Below are 19,523 nucleotides of genomic sequence, written 5' to 3' on the forward strand. Positions count from 1 at the left end.
CCCGTCGCGGCATTACGCGACAAACAGCATGTCGGAAACAATGTTTCCCGACACCGCTTGTCACGGCACCGGCGCGGCTCTATCCACTTGCGTATGCCGACGACACGACTCAATTCCGACAACTGGATCGCCGCAGGGTTTGACGCCCTCCGGCAGGCGGGCCCGCAGGCGCTGGCCGCCGAACCGCTGGCGCGAAGGCTCGGCACGACCAAGGGCTCGTTCTACTGGCACTTCAAGGACGTCCCCGCCTATCACGCGGAACTTCTGTCCCGTTGGCGGCAGGACGCGCTGGCACAACTCGAAACGCTGACCCTGCAGGACGGACCGGCAGACCGGCGCCTGCGCGATTTCGGTCGGGCCATGCTGACCGATCGGAGCGAACCCTCTCTGCGGCTATGGGCGCAGACCCTGCCGGAAGTCGGTCGCGCGCTGGCACATGTGGATGCGGCGCGCCTGTCCTACCTCGAAAGCCTGCTGCGGCAGCTTGGCCTGGGCAACCCCGATTTCGCCCGCGCGCTGCTGGCCTCCCTCGTCGGCCTGCCCCAGGTGGCGGCTCCGGAGCCGGACAGTGCAGGGGCCGCCTTCGATGTCCTCGTCGATACGGTGCTCGCTCTCCAATGATCCGCTGCATCCTGTTCGTGTTTACGGGTCTGCTGGTCCTCACCGGCTGCGACGGCGATGAAACGGTGCGCGGTCATGGCGGGGGGGACACGGAATGGCGGCTCGTCGAACTCCGAGGGGTCGCATTCACCGCCACGGCAACCATGACATTCCCCGAAAAAGGCAGGATCACCGGCGAAGGCCCCTGCAACCGGTACTCTGCCACCAATACCGCCCCCTACCCGCGGTTCGACGCTGGCCCGGTCGCCGCCACCCGACGCGCCTGTCCCGAGCTTGCGGCCGAAACGGCATTCTTCAACGCACTCGCCTCCGCGACGCTGTCCGAAGTCGGGACCGATACGCTGATCCTCTCCGATGACGACGGCGCCTTGCTGACGTTCAAAGCTGACGGCTGAACGCATCCACGAAACGCGCGCGGGCCTCGGGCAGCGGCTTGTGTCCCAGCGCCCGCGCCAGATGCGCCTCCAGGAAATAACCCGTGGTGCGCAGGGCGATGGCGATCTCGGCATCCTCCGCCGCCCCCTCTCCGCGCAGCACGTCGGGCAAAGGCAGCAGCCGGTCGACCCAATCGCCCGCCCCCTGCGCCGACACTGCGCGCCCGGTCCTGGGGGAAACATAGATCAGCTCTTCGGTTGTGCCTGTGACCGCGCAGGCCGACAGATCCAGCCCGTACCCCATCTCTTCCAGCAGCCCCAGCTCCCATTGCAGGTAGGCCAGCGGCCAGATGTCGTTCTGGCCCAGTAGGTCCAGCAGGCTTTCCGTCCGGGCATAGAGCGACGGATGCGCCTCTCGCTCCGGCAGGCAGAAGGACAGGATCCCGGTGACGGCATTCAGCCCCGCCAGCGCCAGCCGGTCCGACATCACCAGCGCCGCCCGGCTGCGCACTGGTTCCACCGTGAAAGCGCCGATATGGTCTTCCAGCCGGGCGCGCCACGCCACATCAAGTTGCGCGCCGGGCTGCAGATGCGGGGCGATCTTGCGACTGGTCCCCCCGCGCACCACGCCCAGGTGCCTTCCCCGGGTCGGTGTGAACATCTCGATAATGGCCGAGGTTTCCCCGTGGCGGCGCAACCCCAGCAGGATACCCCGGTCGCGCCACTCCATCAGGCCAGCCCTTCTTCATCCAACAGATGACGCCCCTGCCGATCCTCCACCTCGATCACCCAAAGGTCGGGATCGAACCCGCGCTGGCGCGTCACGGTGGCATCCACATCCGTCTCGGGCCCTTTGGCCAGTTCGACCCACCGCCGCTCTCCGGTCATCAGGTCGAAGGATCGCTGAAAAAGCACCGCGGTCCCGTCCAGCATCGACAGCTTGACCAGAACCGCCCCGCCCGTGTCGTCCCCATGCGCGACGACAAAGGCCGGAATGTCATGCAGCCGCAACCGCGTCAGATAGGCATCGACCCAGAAGCGCGCGGTCAAACGAGGCACGTAACCTCCGGCTTCATTGTTCCAAAAATACACTCTTTTGGCACAACACCACGGCCAGTATCACCCGTTGCCATCTTTGAAATCCAGCCCCATCTCGGAATAGCGTTCCGCCTCTTCCAGCCAGTTCGCCCGGACCTTGACCTGCAGGAACAGATGCACGCGACGGCCCAGAAACTCCTCCAGTTCCTCCCGCGCGGCCTTGCTCACCTGCTTGATGGTCTCGCCCTTGTTGCCCAGAACGATCCCCTTGTGACCGTCACGCAAGACGTAGATCAGCTGGTCGATCCGTGCCGATCCGTCCTTGCGCTCTTCCCAGCTCTCGGTCTCCACGGTCAGCTGGTAGGGCAACTCCTGGTGCAGCCGCAGGGTCAGCTTCTCACGGGTCATCTCTGCGGCGATCATGCGCATCGGCAGGTCCGCGATCTGGTCCTCGGGGTAAAGCCACGGTCCCTCCGGCACCTCGCCCGCCAGCCACTGGCGCAGGGCATCCACGCCGTGGCCCCGTTCAGCCGAGATCATGAAGGTTTCGGCAAAATCGTAACGGTCGTTCAGCTCCTTGCTCAGCCCCAGCAGGACAGGCGCCTCCACCCGGTCGATCTTGTTGATGGCAAGCGCCACCCGACGGCCCTCGCCGATCTGGGCCAGTCCGTCGAGAATCCGCGCCACGCCTTCGGTCAGGCCCCGGTGCGCCTCCACCAGCAGGACCACCACGTCGGCATCAGCCGCACCGCCCCAGGCTGCGGCGACCATGGCCCGGTCGAGCCGCCGACGCGGCTGAAACAGGCCCGGCGTGTCGACGAATACGATCTGCGCCTCGCCTTCCATCGCCACGCCACGGATGCGGGCACGGGTGGTCTGAACCTTGTGGGTCACGATCGACACCTTGGCCCCCACCATGCGGTTCAGGAGGGTGGACTTGCCCGCGTTGGGCTCTCCGATCAGGGCAACGAAACCGGCGCGGGTGGTCATCTGTCATTCTCCAGCTGCTGCAGCAGCATGCTTGCGGCTTCTTGTTCTGCCGCGCGTTTCGACGGTGCGCTGGCGCGCGACCGCTCGCCGTTTTCCAGCCGCGCCTCGATCGTGAAGACCGGCGCGTGATCGGGACCGCTGCGATCCGTCTGCACGTACTTTGGCGGGGACAGCTTGCGCGCCTGCGCCCACTCCTGCAAGGCCGTCTTTGCATCCCTTGCGTCATCCTCCACCGTGGTCAGCCGCGCCCCCCACAGCCGCAGGATCATCTCCTTGGCGGCGTCGAAGCCCCCATCCAGATAAACCGCCGCGATGACGGCCTCGATCCCATCCCCGAGAAGCGCCATCTTGCGCCGCCCCCCCGAGATCATTTCGGACCGGCCCAGCTTGAGCACCTTGCCCAGATCGACCTCCCGCGCGACATCTGCGCAGGTCTCCTTGCGCACCAGCGCGTTGAACCGCGGCGCAAGCTGTCCTTCGGTGGCGCCGGTATCGCGGGCCAGCAATGCTTCGGCCATCACCAGACCAAGCACCCGGTCGCCCAGGAACTCCAGCCGCTGGTTGTCATCCCGGTTGGCCGAGGACATGGAGGCATGGGTCACAGCGCGGACCAACAGCGCGGGGTCGCCGAACCGGTGCCCGAGACGTTCCTGGAACGCCTTGAGGTCGCCGCTCAGTTTCATTTCACGGCTTTGAAGAACCGGTCGCCGCGCCAGGTCCAGAAGAACAGCATCGACCGCCCGGCCGAGCTGAACATGATGCGGTCGGCCCGCCCGATGAGGTTCTCGTATGGCACGAAACCGACGCCCCCGGCCTGCTGCGCGAGCCGGCTGTCGGCGGAGTTGTCGCGGTTGTCACCCATGAAGAAATAATGCCCTTCCGGCACGGTGTAGACCCCGGTGCGGTCGGATTGCTGATCGCCGATGTTGAGGACAGCGTGGGACACGCCGTTCGGCAGCGTTTCGATCTGGCGCCCCTTGATGCAGGTGCCCCCTTCGCCCACCGGGCCGTTTTCGCAGCGCGGGCGCAGCCGTTGCGGCCCCTGCGCGGTCATCTCTTCCTCGAAGGTGCCGTCGTCCCGCATTTCGACCGGTGTGCCGTTGATGTTCAGCACGCCGGCCTTCACCTGGATGGTATCCCCCGGCAGGCCGATCAGCCGCTTGATATAGTCGCGGCCCGAAACCGGATGGCGGAACACCACCACGTCGCCGCGTTCTGGCTCGCTGCCGAACAGCCGGGTGTTGTCGCCGTCGAACACGCCGCAGATATCCTTGGCGTCCACCTCGATCCCGAAACGCGGCAGCATGAGGCTGGGACAGGAGGCGTAGGAATAGCCGTAGGCCATCTTGTTCACGAACAGGAAATCACCGATCAGCAGGGTTTCCTTCATCGACCCGGAGGGAATCCAGAAGGGCTGGAAGAACAGCGTGCGGAAAACGCCCGCAATCAGCAGCGCATAGACGATCGTCTTGACGGTTTCGACAAAGGCGTTGCCTGTCTTTTCCTTCTCGGCCATGCCAAGTTTTCCTTCTGCTCGGGTTTGGGGCTACATGCGCAGGCGGGGCGCGACTGTCAAGGGAAGCCGGGTTGCGGCGCGGCACCGTCCCCGGCCGCGCGCCTGGCAAAGCCGGTGGAATGAAGTATTTTTGGCATAAAGAAGCATTGCCCCGCGACAAACCGAAGCGGTGTGCCGGTCACGGGAGCGGACGCGCTTCGATCACCACGAAGGCCTGCGCCCAAGGGTGATCGTCTGTCAGCGTCACGTGAACGATGGCCTCGTGACCCGGCGGCGTCATATCCTGCAACCGCTGCGCGGCCCAGCCCGTCACCGACATCACCGGCTGGCCGGAGGCAATGTTGCTGACGGCCATGTCGCGCCAGCTGATCCCCATGCGCAGGCCGGTACCCAGCGCCTTTGAACAGGCTTCCTTGGCCGCCCAACGTTTGGCATAGGTGCCTGCCACGTCGCGGCGGCGCTCTGACCTGGCCTGCTCTACCTCGGTAAAAACACGGTCGCGGAAGCGCGCCCCGAAACGATCCAGCGTGCCCTGAATGCGGTCGATATTGGCGAGGTCCGTCCCGATGCCGAGGATCATCACGCCAGTCCCTACCGCGACAGCCGTGCGTCGATGGCGCCGGTTGCCTGGTTCAGGGTCGCGGTCAACAGCGCGTCGTGGCCGCCCCCGCTTGCCGGATCGTAGCGCTGCACCGACATGGTAAACCGCAGGCCCGTCGCCGGGTCGTAACTGGCGTCGAGCGTCGAGAAATCGGCATTCCAGAAACCGATGCCGTCCACACCGATTGTCTTGCACTGGCGATCACCGATCTCGTTATAGGGCGGCGACAGGATCATCAGGTAGACCGCACCGCCCGCTGGTTCCAGCACATCCATCAAAGCGACGCGCACCTTGCCGTTCGAAAAGGTCCGCGAAAAGTCCTCCCACGGTTCGACAATTCCCAGCGGCGACATCCGGCCAGCACAATCGCGCACCTCCTGCGCGGCCAGCGGTGCCGCGATTGTCGCGCCCAGCAGACAGGCCAGCACCTGGCGCTTCATGACCTTGCCTCGTCCATCAGGCGGCGCATCTCGGCGATGGCCGGCTCCAGCCCGAGAAAGATCGCTTCACCGATCAGGAAATGCCCGATGTTCAGTTCCCGCACCTCGGGAAATGCGGCCACCGCAGACACGGTGTCATAGGTCAGCCCGTGTCCGGCGTGCACCTCCAGCCCCAGTTCGTGCGCGAAACGCGACATCTCTTCGAGGCCGCGCAATTCCGCCTGCGCCGTGTCAAAACGGCCTTCGGCATAAGCATCGCAATAGGCACCGGTGTGCAGCTCGATCACCTCGGCGCCGATCCGGTGCGCCGCTTCGATCTGCCGCTTGTCGGCGGCGATGAAGATCGACACGCGGCAGCCGGCCTCTCGGAAGGGGGCGATGAAATGCGCCAGCCGGTTCTCCTCCCGCGCGACTTCCAGACCGCCCTCGGTGGTGCGTTCCTCACGCTTTTCAGGCACGATGCAAACAGCATGGGGACGGTGGCGCAGCGCGATCTTCTGCATCTCGTCGGTGGCTGCCATCTCGAAATTCAGCGGCACCGTCAACACGTCCATCAGCCCCTCGATGTCGGCGTCTGAAATGTGGCGGCGGTCTTCGCGCAGATGCGCGGTGATGCCATCGGCGCCCGCCTCCTCGGCGATTTTGGCAGCGCGCAGCGGATCTGGATACTGCCCCCCGCGTGCATTGCGGACGGTCGCCACATGGTCGATGTTCACGCCCAGTCTGAGTTTTTTTGGGTCTGCCATGTCCATCCTCCGGCTGTAATTTCGCGCACGCTAGTCCACTTTACGCTTGGCGTCAGCCTTGTGCGCCGTTTTTTGTTTCAACGCTTCGAACTTGGCCTTCAACAACCCCTTGCGGCGCTTCTGGTAGGCGCGCAGCAGAGGGACCGTGACGTAGTAGGACAGCGAGGCAAAGAAGATGCCGGGCAGGATCCCACCGATCAGGTAGGGATAGAAAATCTGTTCGATGAAGACCACGATCCCGGACCAGTCCATCGTCGCGTCACTGAAGATTGCGCGCAGGTTCCACCACAGATCGGCGCCCGCATCCGCGAACTTGCCTCCGAAGGAGCGGTGGTCCCCCTCGGTGAAGTGAGAGCCGAGTACGAAGTGACCTGTCTGCAGCGCCATGACGCCGATCGGCACATATGTCAGCGGGTTGCCAAAGAATGTGCCCATGAGCGCCGCCAGCACGTTGCCCTTCATCAGCTTGGCCAGCAACGCCGCGATGAGAAAATGCAATCCGTAGAACGGTGTGAACGCGGTGAAAACGCCGGCCCAGATCCCCCGCGCGATGCGCTCCGGGCTGTCCGGCAGCCGCTTCATCCGGTGCTTCACGTAGTGGAACGCGCGGGTCCAGCCGCCACGGGGCCAGAGAAACTCGGCCATCGCACGCAGGGTCGGCTTCGGATCACGGCGTTTGAAAATCAAATCCAGGTTCCCGTTCTCTGTGATCGCTCAGTGATCTTGGCGTCTGGGCGATCCCTGCGCGTCCGCTTCCTCGGGCAGGTCCTTGTTCCTGTAGCGGCTGATTTGCGCCACTTCGCTTTCCGCCTCCAGCGTCAGCATCAGGGAATGCAGATGCGCGATGTCTCTTAGTTCCACATAGATCAACAACCGATAAAAGTCAGGCCTGCGTTCGATAAAATGGAGGTCCGAAATATTCGCTGAGGCTTCGCCGATCAGGGTGCAGATGCGACCAAGGATCCCGGCCCCATTGCCAAGCGTGATATCCAAAGCCGCCTCGTAAACCGCAGGGTGGTTGCCCTCGTGCCACCGCAGGTCGAGCCATCGCTCGGGCTGGTCCTCGTAGATCGACAGCCGGTCGCAGTCGATCGCGTGGACGGTCACGCCTTTTCCGCGAAAGGTGATCCCGACGATGCGCTCGCCCGGCAGCGGCGTGCAGCACGGCGCCCGGTCAAAGGACTGGCCCGGCTCCAGGCCGATCACGGCCCGCTCCTTGTCGATATGATCCCCCTTGCGCGGAGCGAGGTCGGCGTAGACCGCGCGCACCACTTCACGGCCCGTAAGTTCGGAACTGCCCAGCCGCGCCAGCACTTCCTCTGCGCTGTCCAGACGCATGTTCTTGGCCGCGGTCCGAAGGACCTTGTCGGTCACGCGCTTTCCGACATGCGCAAAGGCCGAGCGCGCCAGTTCCTGCCCCAGCTTGATAAAGCGGTCGCGGTCCACCTCGCGCAGAGACCGGCGGATCGCCGTCTTGGCCTTGCCGGTTGTCGCGATATCCAGCCACGTGACCTGAGGTGTCTGACCCTGCGCGGTGATAATCTCGACCGACTGGCCGTTCTTGATCCGCGTCCACAAAGGCACCCGCATGTGGTCCACCTTCGCCCCCACCACCGCGTTTCCGATCCGGGTGTGGATGGCATAGGCAAAGTCGATGGGCGTGGCGCCGCGCGGCAACTTCACCACGTCGCCCTTGGGCGTAAAGCAAAAGACCTTGTCCGCGTACATCTCCAGCTTGACCGCCTCCAGGAAATCCTCGTGGTTCTCCTCTGCGTCGAACTGTTCCGTGAGCTGCGCAATCCATTTCGCCGGGTCCACGGCAAAGGGGTTCTTGGACCGGACCCCATCGCGGTAGGACCAATGCGCCGCCACCCCGGTCTCCGCGACGTCATGCATCTGGCCGGTCCTGATCTGGACCTCCACCCGCTTGCCGTCGCGGCCCGAAACGGTGGTGTGAATGCTGCGGTAGCCGTTCGACTTCGGCTGGCTGATATAATCCTTGAACCGTCCCGGTACCGCCCGCCAACGCTGGTGGATTGCCCCCAGCGCGCGATAGCAGTCCTCTTCGTTTTCCACGATCACGCGAAAGCCGTAGATATCGGACAGCCGCCCGAAGCTCTGCTCCTTCTCCTCCATCTTCCGCCAGATGGAGTAGGGCTTCTTGGCGCGGCCGAACACCTCGGCCTCGACCCCGGCCTTGTCCAGTTCGACGCGCATGTCGCCGGTGATCCGTTGGATCACGTCTCCGGTTTCACGCTGAAGCGTGATGAAGCGGCGGATGATGCTGGCGCGCCCTTCCGGGTTCAGCACCCGGAACGCCAGGTCTTCGAGTTCCTCGCGCATCCACTGCATCCCCATGCGTCCCGCGAGAGGCGCATAGATGTCCATCGTTTCGCGCGCCTTCTGGCCCTGCTTGTCGGGGCGCATGGCCTTGATCGTGCGCATGTTGTGCAGTCGGTCGGCCAGCTTGACCAGGATCACGCGCAGGTCCTTCGACATTGCCATGAACAGCTTGCGAAAGTTCTCTGCCTGCTTTGTCTCGGACGAATTCAGTTGCAGGTTGGTCAGCTTGGTCACGCCATCGACCAGCTCGGCCACTTCGCGCCCGAACCGCTTCTCGACGTCGGCATAAGATGCCTTAGTATCCTCGACGGTATCGTGCAGCAGCGCGGTGATCAGCGTCGCATCGTCAAGCTGCTGTTCGGTCAGTATCGCGGCCACCGCGACCGGATGGGTAAAATAGGGCAGACCGGAATGCCGGTACTGTCCCTCGTGCATTTCCGCGCCGAAAGCAAATGCGGCGCGGATCAGGTCTTCGTTCGTTTTCGGGTTGTAAGCTTTGACCAGGCGAATCAGATCGTCGGCAGTCGTTTCGGCGCTTTCCATGCCATCCGCCCTATGCGCCCTGTGCCGTGTTACCCTTGACCCTGGGCTGCCATCAGCTGCCGCAGCAGCATTTCTTCGGACATGTTGTCCTCTTCAGGCTTGTCCTGCTCCTGACCCATCAGCAGGGCCATCGCGTCATCCTCGGGTTCGTCGACCTCGATCTGGTTCTGGTTGCTTTCGATCATGCGCTCGCGCAGCTCATCGGCAGACTGGGTCTCTTCCGCGATTTCGCGCAGCGATACGACAGGGTTCTTATCGTTGTCGCGGTCGACGGTAACGGCCGAACCGGCAGAGATTTCGCGCGCACGGTGAGCGGCGAGCATGACAAGCTCAAAACGATTCGGAACCTTGTCGACACAATCTTCTACGGTTACGCGGGCCATTGGGGTGCTCCCATCATGAAAAAGGCGATCAGAAGAGGCTTACCTAGGCCCGTTTGCCCTGATTTACAAGCGATTATTCGAGGCGTTCAACCGCCTCGACATCGGCTTCGGACATCGCCGTCAGCAGGTCCCGCACGGACTTGGCCAGCACCGGATGAACCCAGTCCGCTGCAATCTCTGCCAGCGGTACCAGAACAAAGACGCGATCCTGCAGACGCGGGTGCGGCAGGATCAACTCCGCCGGGGTCCGGGCAACCTGCTCGGACAAGGGCAGCTCGCGCCACGCGCGATGCGTGACTGGGTCCGGTAGAATACGGTCGCCGATCGCCAGCAGGTCGATGTCCAGCGTCCGCTGCCCCCAGCGGCGGCGCCTGGCGCGACCAAAATCTGCCTCGACTTCGTGCAACAGTTTGAGCAATTCCTGTGCATCGCCGAAAAATTCCACCTCGACCGCCGCATTTACATAATCGGGGCCTGCGCCCGCGGGAAAAGCCGGGGTACGGTACAAGGACGATACACGCCGAATCACCAGGCCCCGGGTTGCCAGTTCTGAAATCGCTGCTTTCAGCGTGTCTTTGGGCGTGCCGACGGATGACGTCAGGTTAGCACCCAGCGCCAAAAGGGCGGTTTCTTGGTTATTCGGCGGACGACCGCCTGTGTCCGCACCAGAGTTGGCTTGCAGCATAGTCAAAATTCCATAGTTATTGCCGACACGTTGACTGACGCTCTTCTGGGCATAGTTGTATTATGAGCTGCAAGACACGTTAGATTACAAACCATTTGATGGCGACATTTTCGCCGAAAGGACCCCCAATGTTTTACAAGGACGAGCGTCTTGCATTGTTCATCGACGGTTCGAACCTTTATGCAGCGGCCAAGACACTGGGCTTTGACATCGACTACAAACTGTTGAGAGCCGAATTCATGCGCCGCGGCAAGCTATTGCGCGCGTTCTACTACACCGCGTTGCTGGAGAACGATGAATATTCGCCCATTCGCCCGTTGGTGGACTGGCTTCACTACAACGGTTACTCGATGGTGACAAAGCCGGCCAAGGAATACACCGACAGCATGGGCCGCCGTAAGGTCAAGGGAAACATGGATATCGAACTGGCCGTGGACGCGATGGAACTCGCCCCCCGGGTGGATCATATCGTGATCTTCTCCGGCGACGGCGATTTCCGCCCGCTGATCGAAAGTCTTCAGCGTCAGGGCGTCCGGGTCTCTGTCGTCTCGACCATCCGCAGCCAGCCCCCGATGATCGCGGACGATCTGCGCCGCCAAGCCGACAACTTCATCGAGCTGGAAGAACTGCGCGACGTCATCGGCCGCCCTCCGCGGGACAATCTTGCCGACTAGGGCACGATCAGCCCGACTGAAATAGCACGCTGAAGGCCATCAAGCCCCCAGCGTGCAGTGCGCTCAAATTTGGCGGGATAGTATGCGACACGGGCTTCCGTGCTCCCGTCGAGCGTAATACACTATCGGCTGCTCATCCCTATCCCCTCTAGAGGGGGGGGCGACACTGTGGAACCGCGCGGCAAAGCTGCGCAAAATCAATAAGACCGACAGGCTCCGGGCCGATGCGGCTGTCTGATACGGCCCACTGGACCTGCGGCCCGGGAATGCCTAAGTCAGGATCATGTCCCAGGAGACCCGAATGACCAAGCAGCCCCTCACGCTTTATCTTGCTGCGCCGCGCGGCTTCTGCGCGGGCGTGGACCGGGCGATCAAGATCGTTGAAATGGCGCTTGGGAAATGGGGGTCGCCCGTCTATGTGCGCCACGAAATCGTGCACAACAAATTCGTGGTGGATGGGCTGCGCGAAAAAGGCGCCGTTTTCGTGGAAGAACTCTCGGAATGCCCCGACGACCGCCCGGTGATTTTCTCGGCCCACGGGGTGCCGAAATCCGTGCCCAGTGCGGCCCAAGCCCGCAATATGATCTACGTCGATGCCACCTGCCCCCTTGTCAGCAAGGTGCATATCGAGGCACAGCGCCACGCCGACAACGGTTTGCAGATGATCATGATCGGCCACGCCGGCCACCCCGAAACCGTGGGCACCATGGGCCAGCTTCCGCCGGGTGACGTGCTGCTGGTGGAAACCCCCGAAGATGTTCAGACAATCGAGGTTCGCGACCCCGAGCGGTTGGCCTATGTCACGCAGACCACGCTCAGCGTGGACGACACCGCAGGTATTGTCGCCGCTCTCAAGGCGCGCTTTCCGGCGATCGTCGGGCCGCACAAGGAAGACATCTGCTACGCCACCACCAACCGCCAGGAGGCGGTCAAGGCGATGGCGCCAAAGTGCGACGCCATGCTGGTGGTGGGGGCTCCGAACTCGTCGAATTCCAAGCGTCTGGTCGAGGTGGGCGCGCGTGCGGGTTGCGCCTATGCCCAGCTTGTCCAGCGTGCTGATGACATCGACTGGCGCGCGCTCGAAGGGATCGGGAGCATCGGCATCACCGCCGGGGCCTCCGCCCCCGAGGTTCTGATTGACGAGGTGGTCGACGCTTTCCGCGCCCGTTTCGACGTGACCGAGGAACTGGTCGAAACCGCCGTGGAAAACGTGGAATTCAAAGTGCCGCGGATTTTCCGTCAGGCCAGCTGATACCGCCGCTTTACCCCTTGCCGCGCCTGTAATACCGTTGCGGCAAAGGCAAGAAGGACCCCGCATGATTTCCCTGCAATTTCTGCTGACGGCGCTGGTCGTTGTACTGGCCCCCGGCACCGGTGTCATCTACACGCTTGCGCTGGGGCTGGGCAGCGGCCCGCGTGCGGCGTTTTGGGCGGCTTTGGGCTGCACGCTTGGCATCCTGCCGCATCTGGCGGCGGCGACGCTGGGCCTCGCCGCGATCCTGCACACGTCCGCACTGCTGTTCATCGCAGTGAAATTCGCCGGTGTCGCCTACCTGCTTTATCTCGCCTGGCAAAGCTTGAAAGAGGGCGGTGCTCTGTCCGTTCAGGCGAACGCGGGGGCGGAACCCGGCTGGCGCATTGCCCGACGCGGCGCGCTGATCAATATCCTGAACCCGAAACTGTCAGTCTTCTTTCTTGCTCTGCTGCCGCCGTTTCTGTCCGGCACCCCGGCCACCGCGACGGTTGAGATGGCGCTGCTAGGCGGTATCTTCATGGCAATGACCTTTGCCGTCTTTGTGCTCTATGGCTGTTTTGCCGCTGCCGCGCGCCGCTGGCTGCTGGGGTCCGAGGCGATGATGCGCTGGCTCAACCGTTCCTTCGCGGCGATTTTCGCGGCGCTGGCGGGGCGCCTCGCCCTCGAACGCGCCTGAACCACGACAAAAGCTGACCACCGATGAAACGCATACCTGCCCCCGCCCTGCTGCTGGCCGTCGCCGGACTGATCCCCTTCATCTGGGCCGCCCTGCTGAACCTCGGCGTGACCTCCGGCGCGGACTTTAACCTGCCCGCCGTGCTGCGCGGCGATGGCCGTCTGCTCATGGTGCGCTACGGGGGGATCATCCTTCCCTTCATGGCAGGTGTCCTCTGGGGCTTTGCCACCAGGGCTACGGGCACGCTGGCCTTTGCCGCCTACGCTGCCTCTGTGGCGCCTGCGCTGTGGTGGTTCTTCATGCCCGGCACCTCCGCCGAAACCGCGTTGATCAACATGGCGATCGGCTTTGCCGCGCTGCTGCTGATCGAAGTCGCCTTTGACCGTTGGAAGCTGACCCCGCCGTGGTGGCTCGCATTCCGCATCCAGTTGACCGTCGTGGTCCTGGCCTGCATAGCAATCGGGATCTGGGCATGAGCGATCCGCAAACCCTGGCCGTCTACGACGCGCAGGCCGACGACTACGAAGCGATGATGCGGGCAGAGGCCGAGGGAAGCCGACATGTGCGTGAATTCATCGCGGCCCTGCCGGAAGGGGCGCATGTGCTCGACCTCGGCTGCGGGCCGGGGAACTATGCCCGCATCCTGGCCGAGGCCGGGCTGAAAGTCTGGGCCATCGACGCCTCGGCGGAAATGGTTCGCCGTACCGGCCTGATCAGCGGGGTCACGGCACGTCATGGCACGTTCGAGGACGTGACCGGGCAGGACACCTTTGACGGCATCTGGGCCAGCTTTTCGCTCTTGCACGCCTCGCGCACGGCCTTTCCGGGGCACCTGGACCGGCTGCACGCTGCGCTGAAACCGGGCGGCCCCCTGTTCCTGGGCATGAAAACCGGCACCGGCGGCGGCCGCGACGACCTGGGCCGTCACTACGAATACTACAGCCTTGAAGAGCTGGAGAGCCTTTTGCGCGGCGCGGGGTTCACCCCCCGCCGAAACTGGACCGGCTATGGCAAGGGGCTCGCCGGTCAATACACCGGCTGGGTGGTGATCCACGCCGATGGCTGAACTTTTCGCCTATACCGACGGTGCCTGTTCAGGCAATCCCGGCCCCGGCGGCTGGGGCGCCCTCATGCAGGCGCGCGACGGCGACCGGGTGGTCAAGGAACGCGAACTCAAGGGAGGCGAGGCCGCCACCACCAACAACCGCATGGAGTTGCTGGCCGCGATCAACGCGCTGGAGGCGTTGGAGCGTGAGACCGAGATCACCGTCGTCACCGACAGCAACTACGTCAAGAACGGCATCACCGGGTGGATCCACGGCTGGAAGAAAAACGGCTGGAAGAACGCGGCGAAAAAGCCGGTCAAGAACGCCGAACTGTGGCAACGGCTGGACGCGGCCAACGCCCGCCACCGGGTCACATGGCAATGGGTAAAAGGCCATGCCGGCCACCCGGAGAACGAACGCGCCGACGCGTTGGCGCGTGCGGGCATGGCCCCGTTCAAGAAATGAACCTGCTTCCGGCCCTGGACTACATGTCGGTTCTGGTCTTTGCCATCACCGGCGCCCTGGTGGCCAGCCGCGCGCAACTGGACCTCGTCGGCTTTGCCTTCGTCGCCAGTCTCACCGCCCTGGGCGGCGGAACGATCCGCGATTTGCTGCTGGACCGTAACCCGATCTTCTGGATCGCCGATCCGACCTACCTCGGCGTGGCCGCCGCCGCGGCACTGGCGGTATTCTTTACCGCACACCTGCTGGAAAGCCGCAGGCGCGCGCTGCTCTGGCTCGACAGCCTTGCGCTGGCCATCGCAGTCGCCGCCGGAGCCGGGGTGGCGATGGCGCTGGATCAATCTGCGGTCATCGTGGTGCTGATGGGCATGATCACCGGCTGCATGGGCGGGCTGATGCGCGATGTGGTGGTGGGCGATGTACCGGTGGTTCTGAAACAGGGCGAACTTTACGTGACTGCCGCCTTTGCCGGATCGGCAGGCGCCGCGCTGGCGCGGCACTACGGGTTCGATCCGGTTTTCACGCTGCCGGGCTGCGCGCTGGTCACTTGGAGCCTGCGGGCAGGGTCGCTCAGCTTTGGCTGGCACCTGCCCGTCTACAAGAGCACCCCACCCAAGTCCTGACGACCATGGTTGGCCCCGAGCCTACCGTCGCCAGTGAAACGGTACGATGATCAGCGCGCCGATGGAGGACACGATCGCGTTCATGCCCGGGCTGGCAAAGCCCACCCCGAACATGATCCGGACGAAGTAGAACAGGAACGCCCCGCCGATGCAGATGATGATGCTCTGCAAGATGCCGTTGTGGGTCCACCCGGTCTTTTCCGAGACATAGCCGACGATACCGGCGATGACCACGGTGCCGAAGAGTGCCAGAAACATCGCTCAACCTTCTCCCAGCAGAGTGCCGGGCGCGATCCGCGCGCCGCCTTGGAACACATCCGCGTCCTGCGCAGCCTTGCCCGCCTTCTGCAGGCGCGTCAATGCGACCGCGCCGCTGCCGCAGGCCACACGCAGCGTTTCGTCCAACACCTCACCCGGCCTGCCCGACCCTTCGGCCAGTCGCGAACCCAGCACCTTGATGCGCGTACCGCCCTGATCGAACCAGGCACCGGGAAAGGGCGACAGCCCCCGGATCAACCGGTCGACCTCGACCGCCGGCGCGGTCCAGTCGATGCGCGCCTCGGCCTTGTCGATCTTGGCGGCATAGGTCACGCCCGCCTCGGGCTGCGGGTCAGGCACCAGACCTTCCAGCACCGCCAGCGCCTCCACGATCGCCTTGGCGCCCAGCGCGCTTAACCGGTCATGCAACTGGGCCGTCGTCTCCTCCGCACCGATCTCTACCGTCCGACGCAGCAGAACCGGTCCGGTGTCCAGTCCGGCCTCCATCTGCATGATGCAGACGCCGGTCTGCGCATCGCCCGCCATGATGGCGCGATGTATCGGCGCGGCCCCGCGCCAGCGCGGCAGCAGGCTGGCATGGATGTTCAGGCACCCCCGCGCCGGGGCGTCCAGCACCCCCTGCGGCAGGATCAACCCGTAGGCCACCACCACGGCAACATCCGCGTTCAGCGCCGCGAAATCCGCCTGCGCCTCAGGCGTCCTGAGCGATATCGGGTGGCGCACCTCCAGCCCCAGACCCTCGGCCCGCTGGTGGACAGGGCTGGGGCGGTCCTTCTTGCCACGGCCGGCGGGGCGTGGTGGCTGGCAATAGACGGCGACGATCTCGTGCCCTTCGGCCACCAGAGCCTCTAGCACCGGAACGGAGAAATCCGGCGTGCCCATGAACACGATACGCATGGTGACCTCCTGCTTTAGCCGTTCAACTTCTTCGCGCGACGCAGCAGCATGTCGCGTTTGACCTTGCTGAGGTGGTCGAAATACATCCGCCCCGCGAGATGGTCGATCTGGTGCTGCACCGACGTCGCCTCCAGCCCGACGAACTCGCCGCGCCTGATCATCCCGCTCTCGTCCATGTAGCGCACGCTGACCGCACGGGGTCTGCTGATCCTGGCCGACACGCCCGGCAGGTTCGGCGAAGCTTCCTCGTGCAGGTTCATCTTCGCCGAGGCTTCCAGCACCGTCGGGTTGGCCATGCGGATGCGCTTTTTGCGGTCCTTCGACGCATCGACGACCGCGAGTTGCAGCATCACCCCGATCTGCGGCGCGGCCAGGCCGACGCCGGGCATGGCATCCATCGTCTCGATCATGTCTTCCCAGATCGCGCGGATCTCGTCGGTGATCTCCGGCACGGGCGCCGCAACGGTGCGCAGGCGTTTGTCCGGCCAGGGGATGCAGGTGCGCACCGTCATGCGGCGGCATACTCCGCCATCAGGGCGGCGCGGGCGTCCGGGTCCAGGTGGTCAAAGGTCACGACACCGTCGAGGTGATCCAATTCGTGCTGCACACAGACGGCGGCAAAACCGTCGAAGCTTTGGACGAAACGGCCGCCGTTCAGGCCGGTCCAGACCATCTGTACCTGCGTGGGCCTGTTGACCGTTGCGGTCACACCGGGGATGCTCAGGCATCCTTCCTCGGTGTCCGCGCGGTCCTCTCCGATTTCCTGCAACATCGGATTGATGCAGACCAGCGGGTCGGGCCTGCCCTCTTTCCAGCCGACATCCATCACGAACATCCGCAGCAACTCACCCACCTGAGGCCCGGCCAATCCGCGCCCCGGTGCGGCATACATCGTTTCCAGCATATCAGCCGCCAATGTTTCGATCTGCGGCGTGATCTCCGCCACCGGGGCGCAGACCTGTTGCAGGCGGGGGTCGGGCCATTTCAGGATCGGCAGGATGCTCATGCCCGCGCCAGCTCGCGCTTTAGCTTGACCATCTTGCGGGTGATCATCTGCCGTTTCAGCGGCTTGAGATAGTCGATGAAAAGCTTGCCATCCAGATGGTCGATCTCGTGTTGTACGCAGGTCGCCCACAACTTGTCGAAAGTCTCGGTCCGTTCCTTGCCGTCACGATCCAGCCAACGCACCTCGACCTCGGCGGGGCGGGTCACGTCGGCATATTGGTCGGGGATCGACAGGCAGCCTTCCTCGTAGGTGTTCAGCGTATCGGAGGCCGCGATGACCTCGGGGTTGAACATCACCAGAGGGCGTGGCGCCTCGCCCTCCTCCTTGACACAATCCAGCACGATCAGCCGGCTCATCACACCGATCTGTGGCGCGGCCAGCCCGATGCCGGGTGCGTCGTACATGGTCTGCAGCATGTCATCGGCCAGCGCGCGCAACTCGTCCGACAGGTCGTCGACGGGCGGGGCCACCTTCTTGAGGCGCGGATCGGGGTGCAGAAGGATCGGACGTTTCATGTCCACGATTTAGGCCAACACCCGCGCCACTGCAACCGGGGGCTTGCAGCCGCCCGGTTTCCCGCTAGCTTGCCGCGGACGCCAAAGGAGAACCTCATGAGTTTTGACGAAATCATCGACCGCCGCGGCAGCCATTGTGCCAAATGGGACAAGATGGAAGCAGTCTATGGCGTGCCGCGCGACACCGGCATTCCGATGTGGGTGGCCGACATGGATTTTCGTCCCCCCCAGGTCGTGCGTGACGCGCTGCAGGCGCAGGTCGATCATGGGCTGTTCGGCTACTTCGGAGACGATTCCGACTACCTTTCCGCGATCCAGTGGTGGATGGAGAACCGTCACGGCTGGAAGGTCGATCCATCCTGGATCTTCACCACCCACGGCCTTGTGAACGGTACGGCCATCTGCGTCGATGCCTACACCGCCCCCGGCGACGGCGTGGTCCTGTTCACCCCGGTCTACCACGCTTTCGCCCGTGTGATCGCCGCCGCGGGACGCGAGGTGGTGGAATGCGAAATGGTCAACGACAACGGGCGGTACGAGATGGATTTTGACCGCTGGGACGCGCAGATGACCGGGTCCGAAAAGATGCTGGTCCTCTGCTCGCCTCACAATCCCGGCGGCCGGGTCTGGACCCGCGCGGAACTGCAGGGCGTGGCAGATTTCGCGAAACGGCACGATTTGATCCTGGTATCGGACGAAATTCACCACGACCTGGTCCTGCCGGGCAACAGCCATATCCCGATGGCCCTGATCGACGGCATCGCAGACCGGCTGGTGATGATGAGTGCGACGACAAAGACGTTCAGCATCGCCGGGGCGCACGTCGGCAATGTGATCATTCAGGACGAAAAACTGCGCCAGACCTTTGCCGCCCGGATGGCGGCCCTGGGCCTGTCGCCCAACTCTTTCGGGTTGTTCATGGCAACCGCGGCCTATTCGCCCGAAGGGGCCGCCTGGGTGGACGACCTGATGGTCTACCTCGACGGCAACAGACAGATGTTCGACGCCGCTATCGCCGAAATCCCCGGCCTGTCCTCCATGAAACTGGAGGCGACCTACCTGTCCTGGGTCAACTTCGAAGGCACCGGCATGGAGATGTCCGAGGCGATCCGCCGTGTGCAGGAAGACGCGCGCATCGCGGTCAACCATGGCGAAACCTTCGGCAAGGGCGGCGAAACCTTTCTGCGGTTCAACATCGCAACACCCCGCGCCAATGTCGAGGAAGCCTGCGCGCGCCTCAAAGACGCGTTCAGCGACCTCCAGTAGGTCGCCCAGGCGGCGCCCTCAGCTTCCGTCGGTGATCAGCCCGGCGGGGGTTCCATCTGGCAGTTCGAAATCCAGCGCAGCGCGTTCAGCAACAGCTGTCGCGCGCTTGAACTCGTAATGCATCTCGCCCGGCGCCGCCTCTTCGGTGGCGACGATGAGGCATTGGAAAAGGTGCTTCGATCCGTCGAAGATATCGACCAGCCCGCGCAGCTTCGGCGCATCCTCGATCGCGATGGCAAACCCGGTCTTCCACATCCGCAGGACCGGATGCACCACGCCATCGACCTCGATCCGCAGCCGGGACGCCTTCTTCAGGCTTGCCGTGCGCGCCGCATCCAGCCCCGCCTGTATCTCTTTCGAAAAGACCGTTTCCATGATCCATCCCCCCTGAGCTGCCGTATGAAACTGACTGAAAGCCAAACAAAATCAAGTAAATATTTGATGACAGAATTCCTCTGTGCAGCACCGCAGACCGGTTGCGCAGGCAAAAGCCTGTCCAGACCCGCACCACGGCCCTAGATATGGATCAACTGAAAGAGAGGAG

Annotated in this window: 28 protein-coding genes; 10 read left to right on the plus strand and 18 right to left on the minus strand. The window is 63.8% G+C overall.

The annotated features are described in order from the left end of the window. Positions 1–93 precede the first annotated feature (93 nt). The gene (locus FIU94_RS03135; RefSeq protein WP_152464387.1) at positions 94–621 is read left to right on the plus strand and encodes a TetR/AcrR family transcriptional regulator; all 528 of its coding nucleotides are present in this window, start codon (positions 94–96) and stop codon (positions 619–621) included. Continuing rightward, the gene (locus FIU94_RS03140; RefSeq protein ID WP_152464388.1) at positions 618–1,016 is read left to right on the plus strand and encodes an META domain-containing protein; all 399 of its coding nucleotides are present in this window, start codon (positions 618–620) and stop codon (positions 1,014–1,016) included. The genes FIU94_RS03135 and FIU94_RS03140 overlap by 4 nt, the downstream gene beginning before the upstream one ends. Here FIU94_RS03140 and recO read toward each other — a convergent pair. The 12 genes from recO to folK form a co-directional block, all read right to left on the minus strand. Continuing rightward, positions 1,000–1,725, minus strand: a complete 726-nt coding sequence (gene recO / locus FIU94_RS03145; RefSeq protein ID WP_152464389.1) for a DNA repair protein RecO — start codon at positions 1,723–1,725, stop codon at positions 1,000–1,002. The two genes, FIU94_RS03140 and recO, sit on opposite strands and share 17 nt — an antisense overlap. Then, entirely contained in the window at positions 1,725–2,054 is a 330-nt protein-coding gene (locus FIU94_RS03150) for a DUF1491 family protein (RefSeq protein WP_152464390.1), read from the minus strand. The genes recO and FIU94_RS03150 overlap by 1 nt, the downstream gene beginning before the upstream one ends. 60 nt (positions 2,055–2,114) lie before the next feature. Next, entirely contained in the window at positions 2,115–3,023 is a 909-nt protein-coding gene (era, locus tag FIU94_RS03155) for a GTPase Era (RefSeq protein ID WP_152464391.1), read from the minus strand. Then, the gene (gene rnc / locus FIU94_RS03160) at positions 3,020–3,706 is read right to left on the minus strand and encodes a ribonuclease III (protein WP_152464392.1); all 687 of its coding nucleotides are present in this window, start codon (positions 3,704–3,706) and stop codon (positions 3,020–3,022) included. Before rnc ends, era begins: the two co-directional genes overlap by 4 nt. Beyond that, positions 3,703–4,539: a signal peptidase I gene (gene lepB, locus FIU94_RS03165; RefSeq protein ID WP_152464393.1), complete on the minus strand. Its 837-nt coding sequence runs from the start codon at positions 4,537–4,539 to the stop codon at positions 3,703–3,705. The genes rnc and lepB overlap by 4 nt, the downstream gene beginning before the upstream one ends. Before the next feature lie 178 nt (positions 4,540–4,717). Next, positions 4,718–5,119 (minus strand): holo-ACP synthase, encoded by a 402-nt coding sequence (gene acpS, locus FIU94_RS03170; RefSeq protein ID WP_152464394.1) that lies wholly within the window; start codon positions 5,117–5,119, stop codon positions 4,718–4,720. Between the two features lie 11 nt (positions 5,120–5,130). Beyond that, positions 5,131–5,580 (minus strand): hypothetical protein, encoded by a 450-nt coding sequence (locus FIU94_RS03175; RefSeq protein ID WP_152464395.1) that lies wholly within the window; start codon positions 5,578–5,580, stop codon positions 5,131–5,133. Then, a complete protein-coding gene (locus FIU94_RS03180; RefSeq protein ID WP_152464396.1) occupies positions 5,577–6,326 on the minus strand; it encodes a pyridoxine 5'-phosphate synthase in 750 nt (249 codons plus the stop codon). Before FIU94_RS03180 ends, FIU94_RS03175 begins: the two co-directional genes overlap by 4 nt. Before the next feature lie 30 nt (positions 6,327–6,356). Then, the gene (locus tag FIU94_RS03185; RefSeq protein WP_152464397.1) at positions 6,357–7,013 is read right to left on the minus strand and encodes a DUF2062 domain-containing protein; all 657 of its coding nucleotides are present in this window, start codon (positions 7,011–7,013) and stop codon (positions 6,357–6,359) included. Between the two features lie 27 nt (positions 7,014–7,040). Continuing rightward, entirely contained in the window at positions 7,041–9,212 is a 2,172-nt protein-coding gene (locus FIU94_RS03190) for a bifunctional (p)ppGpp synthetase/guanosine-3',5'-bis(diphosphate) 3'-pyrophosphohydrolase (RefSeq protein WP_152464398.1), read from the minus strand. A 29-nt stretch (positions 9,213–9,241) separates the two neighbouring features. Continuing rightward, positions 9,242–9,595 (minus strand): DNA-directed RNA polymerase subunit omega, encoded by a 354-nt coding sequence (gene rpoZ / locus FIU94_RS03195; protein ID WP_152464399.1) that lies wholly within the window; start codon positions 9,593–9,595, stop codon positions 9,242–9,244. 73 nt (positions 9,596–9,668) lie between these two features. Further along, positions 9,669–10,280 (minus strand): 2-amino-4-hydroxy-6-hydroxymethyldihydropteridine diphosphokinase, encoded by a 612-nt coding sequence (folK, locus tag FIU94_RS03200; protein WP_152464400.1) that lies wholly within the window; start codon positions 10,278–10,280, stop codon positions 9,669–9,671. A 128-nt stretch (positions 10,281–10,408) separates the two neighbouring features. Here folK and FIU94_RS03205 point away from each other — a divergent pair, with 128 nt between their 5' ends. From FIU94_RS03205 to FIU94_RS03235, 7 genes are all read left to right on the plus strand, one after another. Continuing rightward, the gene (locus FIU94_RS03205) at positions 10,409–10,954 is read left to right on the plus strand and encodes an NYN domain-containing protein (RefSeq protein WP_152464401.1); all 546 of its coding nucleotides are present in this window, start codon (positions 10,409–10,411) and stop codon (positions 10,952–10,954) included. Positions 10,955–11,255: 301 nt separating this feature from the next. Then, positions 11,256–12,206 (plus strand): 4-hydroxy-3-methylbut-2-enyl diphosphate reductase, encoded by a 951-nt coding sequence (gene ispH, locus FIU94_RS03210; protein ID WP_152464402.1) that lies wholly within the window; start codon positions 11,256–11,258, stop codon positions 12,204–12,206. Between the two features lie 64 nt (positions 12,207–12,270). Next, positions 12,271–12,885, plus strand: coding sequence for a LysE family translocator (locus tag FIU94_RS03215; protein ID WP_152464403.1), 615 nt, complete (start codon positions 12,271–12,273; stop codon positions 12,883–12,885). A 23-nt stretch (positions 12,886–12,908) separates the two neighbouring features. After that, complete coding sequence (locus tag FIU94_RS03220; protein WP_152464404.1) at positions 12,909–13,361, plus strand: DUF3429 domain-containing protein; 453 nt, start codon at positions 12,909–12,911, stop codon at positions 13,359–13,361. Further along, positions 13,358–13,951: a bifunctional 2-polyprenyl-6-hydroxyphenol methylase/3-demethylubiquinol 3-O-methyltransferase UbiG gene (locus FIU94_RS03225; protein ID WP_152464405.1), complete on the plus strand. Its 594-nt coding sequence runs from the start codon at positions 13,358–13,360 to the stop codon at positions 13,949–13,951. Before FIU94_RS03220 ends, FIU94_RS03225 begins: the two co-directional genes overlap by 4 nt. After that, a complete protein-coding gene (rnhA, locus tag FIU94_RS03230) occupies positions 13,944–14,396 on the plus strand; it encodes a ribonuclease HI (RefSeq protein WP_152464406.1) in 453 nt (150 codons plus the stop codon). Before FIU94_RS03225 ends, rnhA begins: the two co-directional genes overlap by 8 nt. Continuing rightward, positions 14,393–15,016 carry a trimeric intracellular cation channel family protein gene (locus FIU94_RS03235; RefSeq protein ID WP_152464407.1) on the plus strand — a complete coding sequence of 208 codons (624 nt, stop codon included), beginning with the start codon at positions 14,393–14,395 and terminating at the stop codon, positions 15,014–15,016. The genes rnhA and FIU94_RS03235 overlap by 4 nt, the downstream gene beginning before the upstream one ends. A 21-nt stretch (positions 15,017–15,037) precedes the next feature. Here the strand turns inward: FIU94_RS03235 and FIU94_RS03240 are convergent, their stop codons facing one another. The 5 genes from FIU94_RS03240 to def (FIU94_RS03260) are packed head-to-tail and all read right to left on the minus strand — an operon-like array spanning position 15,038 to position 17,713. Continuing rightward, positions 15,038–15,274 carry a hypothetical protein gene (locus FIU94_RS03240; RefSeq protein ID WP_152464408.1) on the minus strand — a complete coding sequence of 79 codons (237 nt, stop codon included), beginning with the start codon at positions 15,272–15,274 and terminating at the stop codon, positions 15,038–15,040. A gap of 3 nt (positions 15,275–15,277) precedes the next feature. Beyond that, a complete protein-coding gene (gene fmt, locus FIU94_RS03245) occupies positions 15,278–16,192 on the minus strand; it encodes a methionyl-tRNA formyltransferase (RefSeq protein ID WP_152464409.1) in 915 nt (304 codons plus the stop codon). A 14-nt stretch (positions 16,193–16,206) separates the two neighbouring features. Next, positions 16,207–16,704 carry a peptide deformylase gene (gene def, locus FIU94_RS03250; RefSeq protein WP_152464410.1) on the minus strand — a complete coding sequence of 166 codons (498 nt, stop codon included), beginning with the start codon at positions 16,702–16,704 and terminating at the stop codon, positions 16,207–16,209. Beyond that, positions 16,701–17,198 carry a peptide deformylase gene (gene def, locus FIU94_RS03255; RefSeq protein ID WP_152464411.1) on the minus strand — a complete coding sequence of 166 codons (498 nt, stop codon included), beginning with the start codon at positions 17,196–17,198 and terminating at the stop codon, positions 16,701–16,703. The genes def (FIU94_RS03250) and def (FIU94_RS03255) overlap by 4 nt, the downstream gene beginning before the upstream one ends. Next, complete coding sequence (def, locus tag FIU94_RS03260; RefSeq protein ID WP_152464412.1) at positions 17,195–17,713, minus strand: peptide deformylase; 519 nt, start codon at positions 17,711–17,713, stop codon at positions 17,195–17,197. The genes def (FIU94_RS03255) and def (FIU94_RS03260) overlap by 4 nt, the downstream gene beginning before the upstream one ends. A gap of 96 nt (positions 17,714–17,809) precedes the next feature. On the opposite strand from def (FIU94_RS03260), the gene FIU94_RS03265 reads away from it, so the two are divergent. Then, a complete protein-coding gene (locus FIU94_RS03265; protein ID WP_152464413.1) occupies positions 17,810–18,979 on the plus strand; it encodes a MalY/PatB family protein in 1,170 nt (389 codons plus the stop codon). 18 nt (positions 18,980–18,997) lie between these two features. Here the strand turns inward: FIU94_RS03265 and FIU94_RS03270 are convergent, their stop codons facing one another. Beyond that, complete coding sequence (locus FIU94_RS03270; RefSeq protein ID WP_152464414.1) at positions 18,998–19,354, minus strand: hypothetical protein; 357 nt, start codon at positions 19,352–19,354, stop codon at positions 18,998–19,000. Positions 19,355–19,523 lie beyond the last annotated feature (169 nt).

Origin of the sequence: Sulfitobacter sp. THAF37, from assembly GCF_009363555.1 — a bacterium.
Classification (GTDB): domain Bacteria; phylum Pseudomonadota; class Alphaproteobacteria; order Rhodobacterales; family Rhodobacteraceae; genus Sulfitobacter.

What these genes read in the sequence shown, in the direction of transcription:
- FIU94_RS03240 (WP_152464408.1), bottom strand. Translation starts at nt 15,274, where the DNA reads ATGTTTCTGGCACTCTTCGGCACCGTGGTCATCGCCGGTATCGTCGGC.
- FIU94_RS03235 (WP_152464407.1), top strand. Translation starts at nt 14,393, where the DNA reads ATGAACCTGCTTCCGGCCCTGGACTACATGTCGGTTCTGGTCTTTGCC.
- FIU94_RS03270 (WP_152464414.1), bottom strand. Translation starts at nt 19,354, where the DNA reads ATGGAAACGGTCTTTTCGAAAGAGATACAGGCGGGGCTGGATGCGGCG.
- acpS (WP_152464394.1), bottom strand. Translation starts at nt 5,119, where the DNA reads ATGATCCTCGGCATCGGGACGGACCTCGCCAATATCGACCGCATTCAG.
- recO (WP_152464389.1), bottom strand. Translation starts at nt 1,725, where the DNA reads ATGGAGTGGCGCGACCGGGGTATCCTGCTGGGGTTGCGCCGCCACGGG.
- rnhA (WP_152464406.1), top strand. Translation starts at nt 13,944, where the DNA reads ATGGCTGAACTTTTCGCCTATACCGACGGTGCCTGTTCAGGCAATCCC.
- FIU94_RS03135 (WP_152464387.1), top strand. Translation starts at nt 94, where the DNA reads ATGCCGACGACACGACTCAATTCCGACAACTGGATCGCCGCAGGGTTT.
- def (WP_152464410.1), bottom strand. Translation starts at nt 16,704, where the DNA reads ATGACGGTGCGCACCTGCATCCCCTGGCCGGACAAACGCCTGCGCACC.
- folK (WP_152464400.1), bottom strand. Translation starts at nt 10,280, where the DNA reads ATGCTGCAAGCCAACTCTGGTGCGGACACAGGCGGTCGTCCGCCGAAT.
- rpoZ (WP_152464399.1), bottom strand. Translation starts at nt 9,595, where the DNA reads ATGGCCCGCGTAACCGTAGAAGATTGTGTCGACAAGGTTCCGAATCGT.
- fmt (WP_152464409.1), bottom strand. Translation starts at nt 16,192, where the DNA reads ATGCGTATCGTGTTCATGGGCACGCCGGATTTCTCCGTTCCGGTGCTA.
- FIU94_RS03175 (WP_152464395.1), bottom strand. Translation starts at nt 5,580, where the DNA reads ATGAAGCGCCAGGTGCTGGCCTGTCTGCTGGGCGCGACAATCGCGGCA.
- def (WP_152464411.1), bottom strand. Translation starts at nt 17,198, where the DNA reads ATGAGCATCCTGCCGATCCTGAAATGGCCCGACCCCCGCCTGCAACAG.
- FIU94_RS03180 (WP_152464396.1), bottom strand. Translation starts at nt 6,326, where the DNA reads ATGGCAGACCCAAAAAAACTCAGACTGGGCGTGAACATCGACCATGTG.
- era (WP_152464391.1), bottom strand. Translation starts at nt 3,023, where the DNA reads ATGACCACCCGCGCCGGTTTCGTTGCCCTGATCGGAGAGCCCAACGCG.
- FIU94_RS03215 (WP_152464403.1), top strand. Translation starts at nt 12,271, where the DNA reads ATGATTTCCCTGCAATTTCTGCTGACGGCGCTGGTCGTTGTACTGGCC.
- FIU94_RS03265 (WP_152464413.1), top strand. Translation starts at nt 17,810, where the DNA reads ATGAGTTTTGACGAAATCATCGACCGCCGCGGCAGCCATTGTGCCAAA.
- FIU94_RS03190 (WP_152464398.1), bottom strand. Translation starts at nt 9,212, where the DNA reads ATGGAAAGCGCCGAAACGACTGCCGACGATCTGATTCGCCTGGTCAAA.
- def (WP_152464412.1), bottom strand. Translation starts at nt 17,713, where the DNA reads ATGAAACGTCCGATCCTTCTGCACCCCGATCCGCGCCTCAAGAAGGTG.
- FIU94_RS03205 (WP_152464401.1), top strand. Translation starts at nt 10,409, where the DNA reads ATGTTTTACAAGGACGAGCGTCTTGCATTGTTCATCGACGGTTCGAAC.
- lepB (WP_152464393.1), bottom strand. Translation starts at nt 4,539, where the DNA reads ATGGCCGAGAAGGAAAAGACAGGCAACGCCTTTGTCGAAACCGTCAAG.
- ispH (WP_152464402.1), top strand. Translation starts at nt 11,256, where the DNA reads ATGACCAAGCAGCCCCTCACGCTTTATCTTGCTGCGCCGCGCGGCTTC.
- rnc (WP_152464392.1), bottom strand. Translation starts at nt 3,706, where the DNA reads ATGAAACTGAGCGGCGACCTCAAGGCGTTCCAGGAACGTCTCGGGCAC.
- FIU94_RS03225 (WP_152464405.1), top strand. Translation starts at nt 13,358, where the DNA reads ATGAGCGATCCGCAAACCCTGGCCGTCTACGACGCGCAGGCCGACGAC.
- FIU94_RS03220 (WP_152464404.1), top strand. Translation starts at nt 12,909, where the DNA reads ATGAAACGCATACCTGCCCCCGCCCTGCTGCTGGCCGTCGCCGGACTG.
- FIU94_RS03140 (WP_152464388.1), top strand. Translation starts at nt 618, where the DNA reads ATGATCCGCTGCATCCTGTTCGTGTTTACGGGTCTGCTGGTCCTCACC.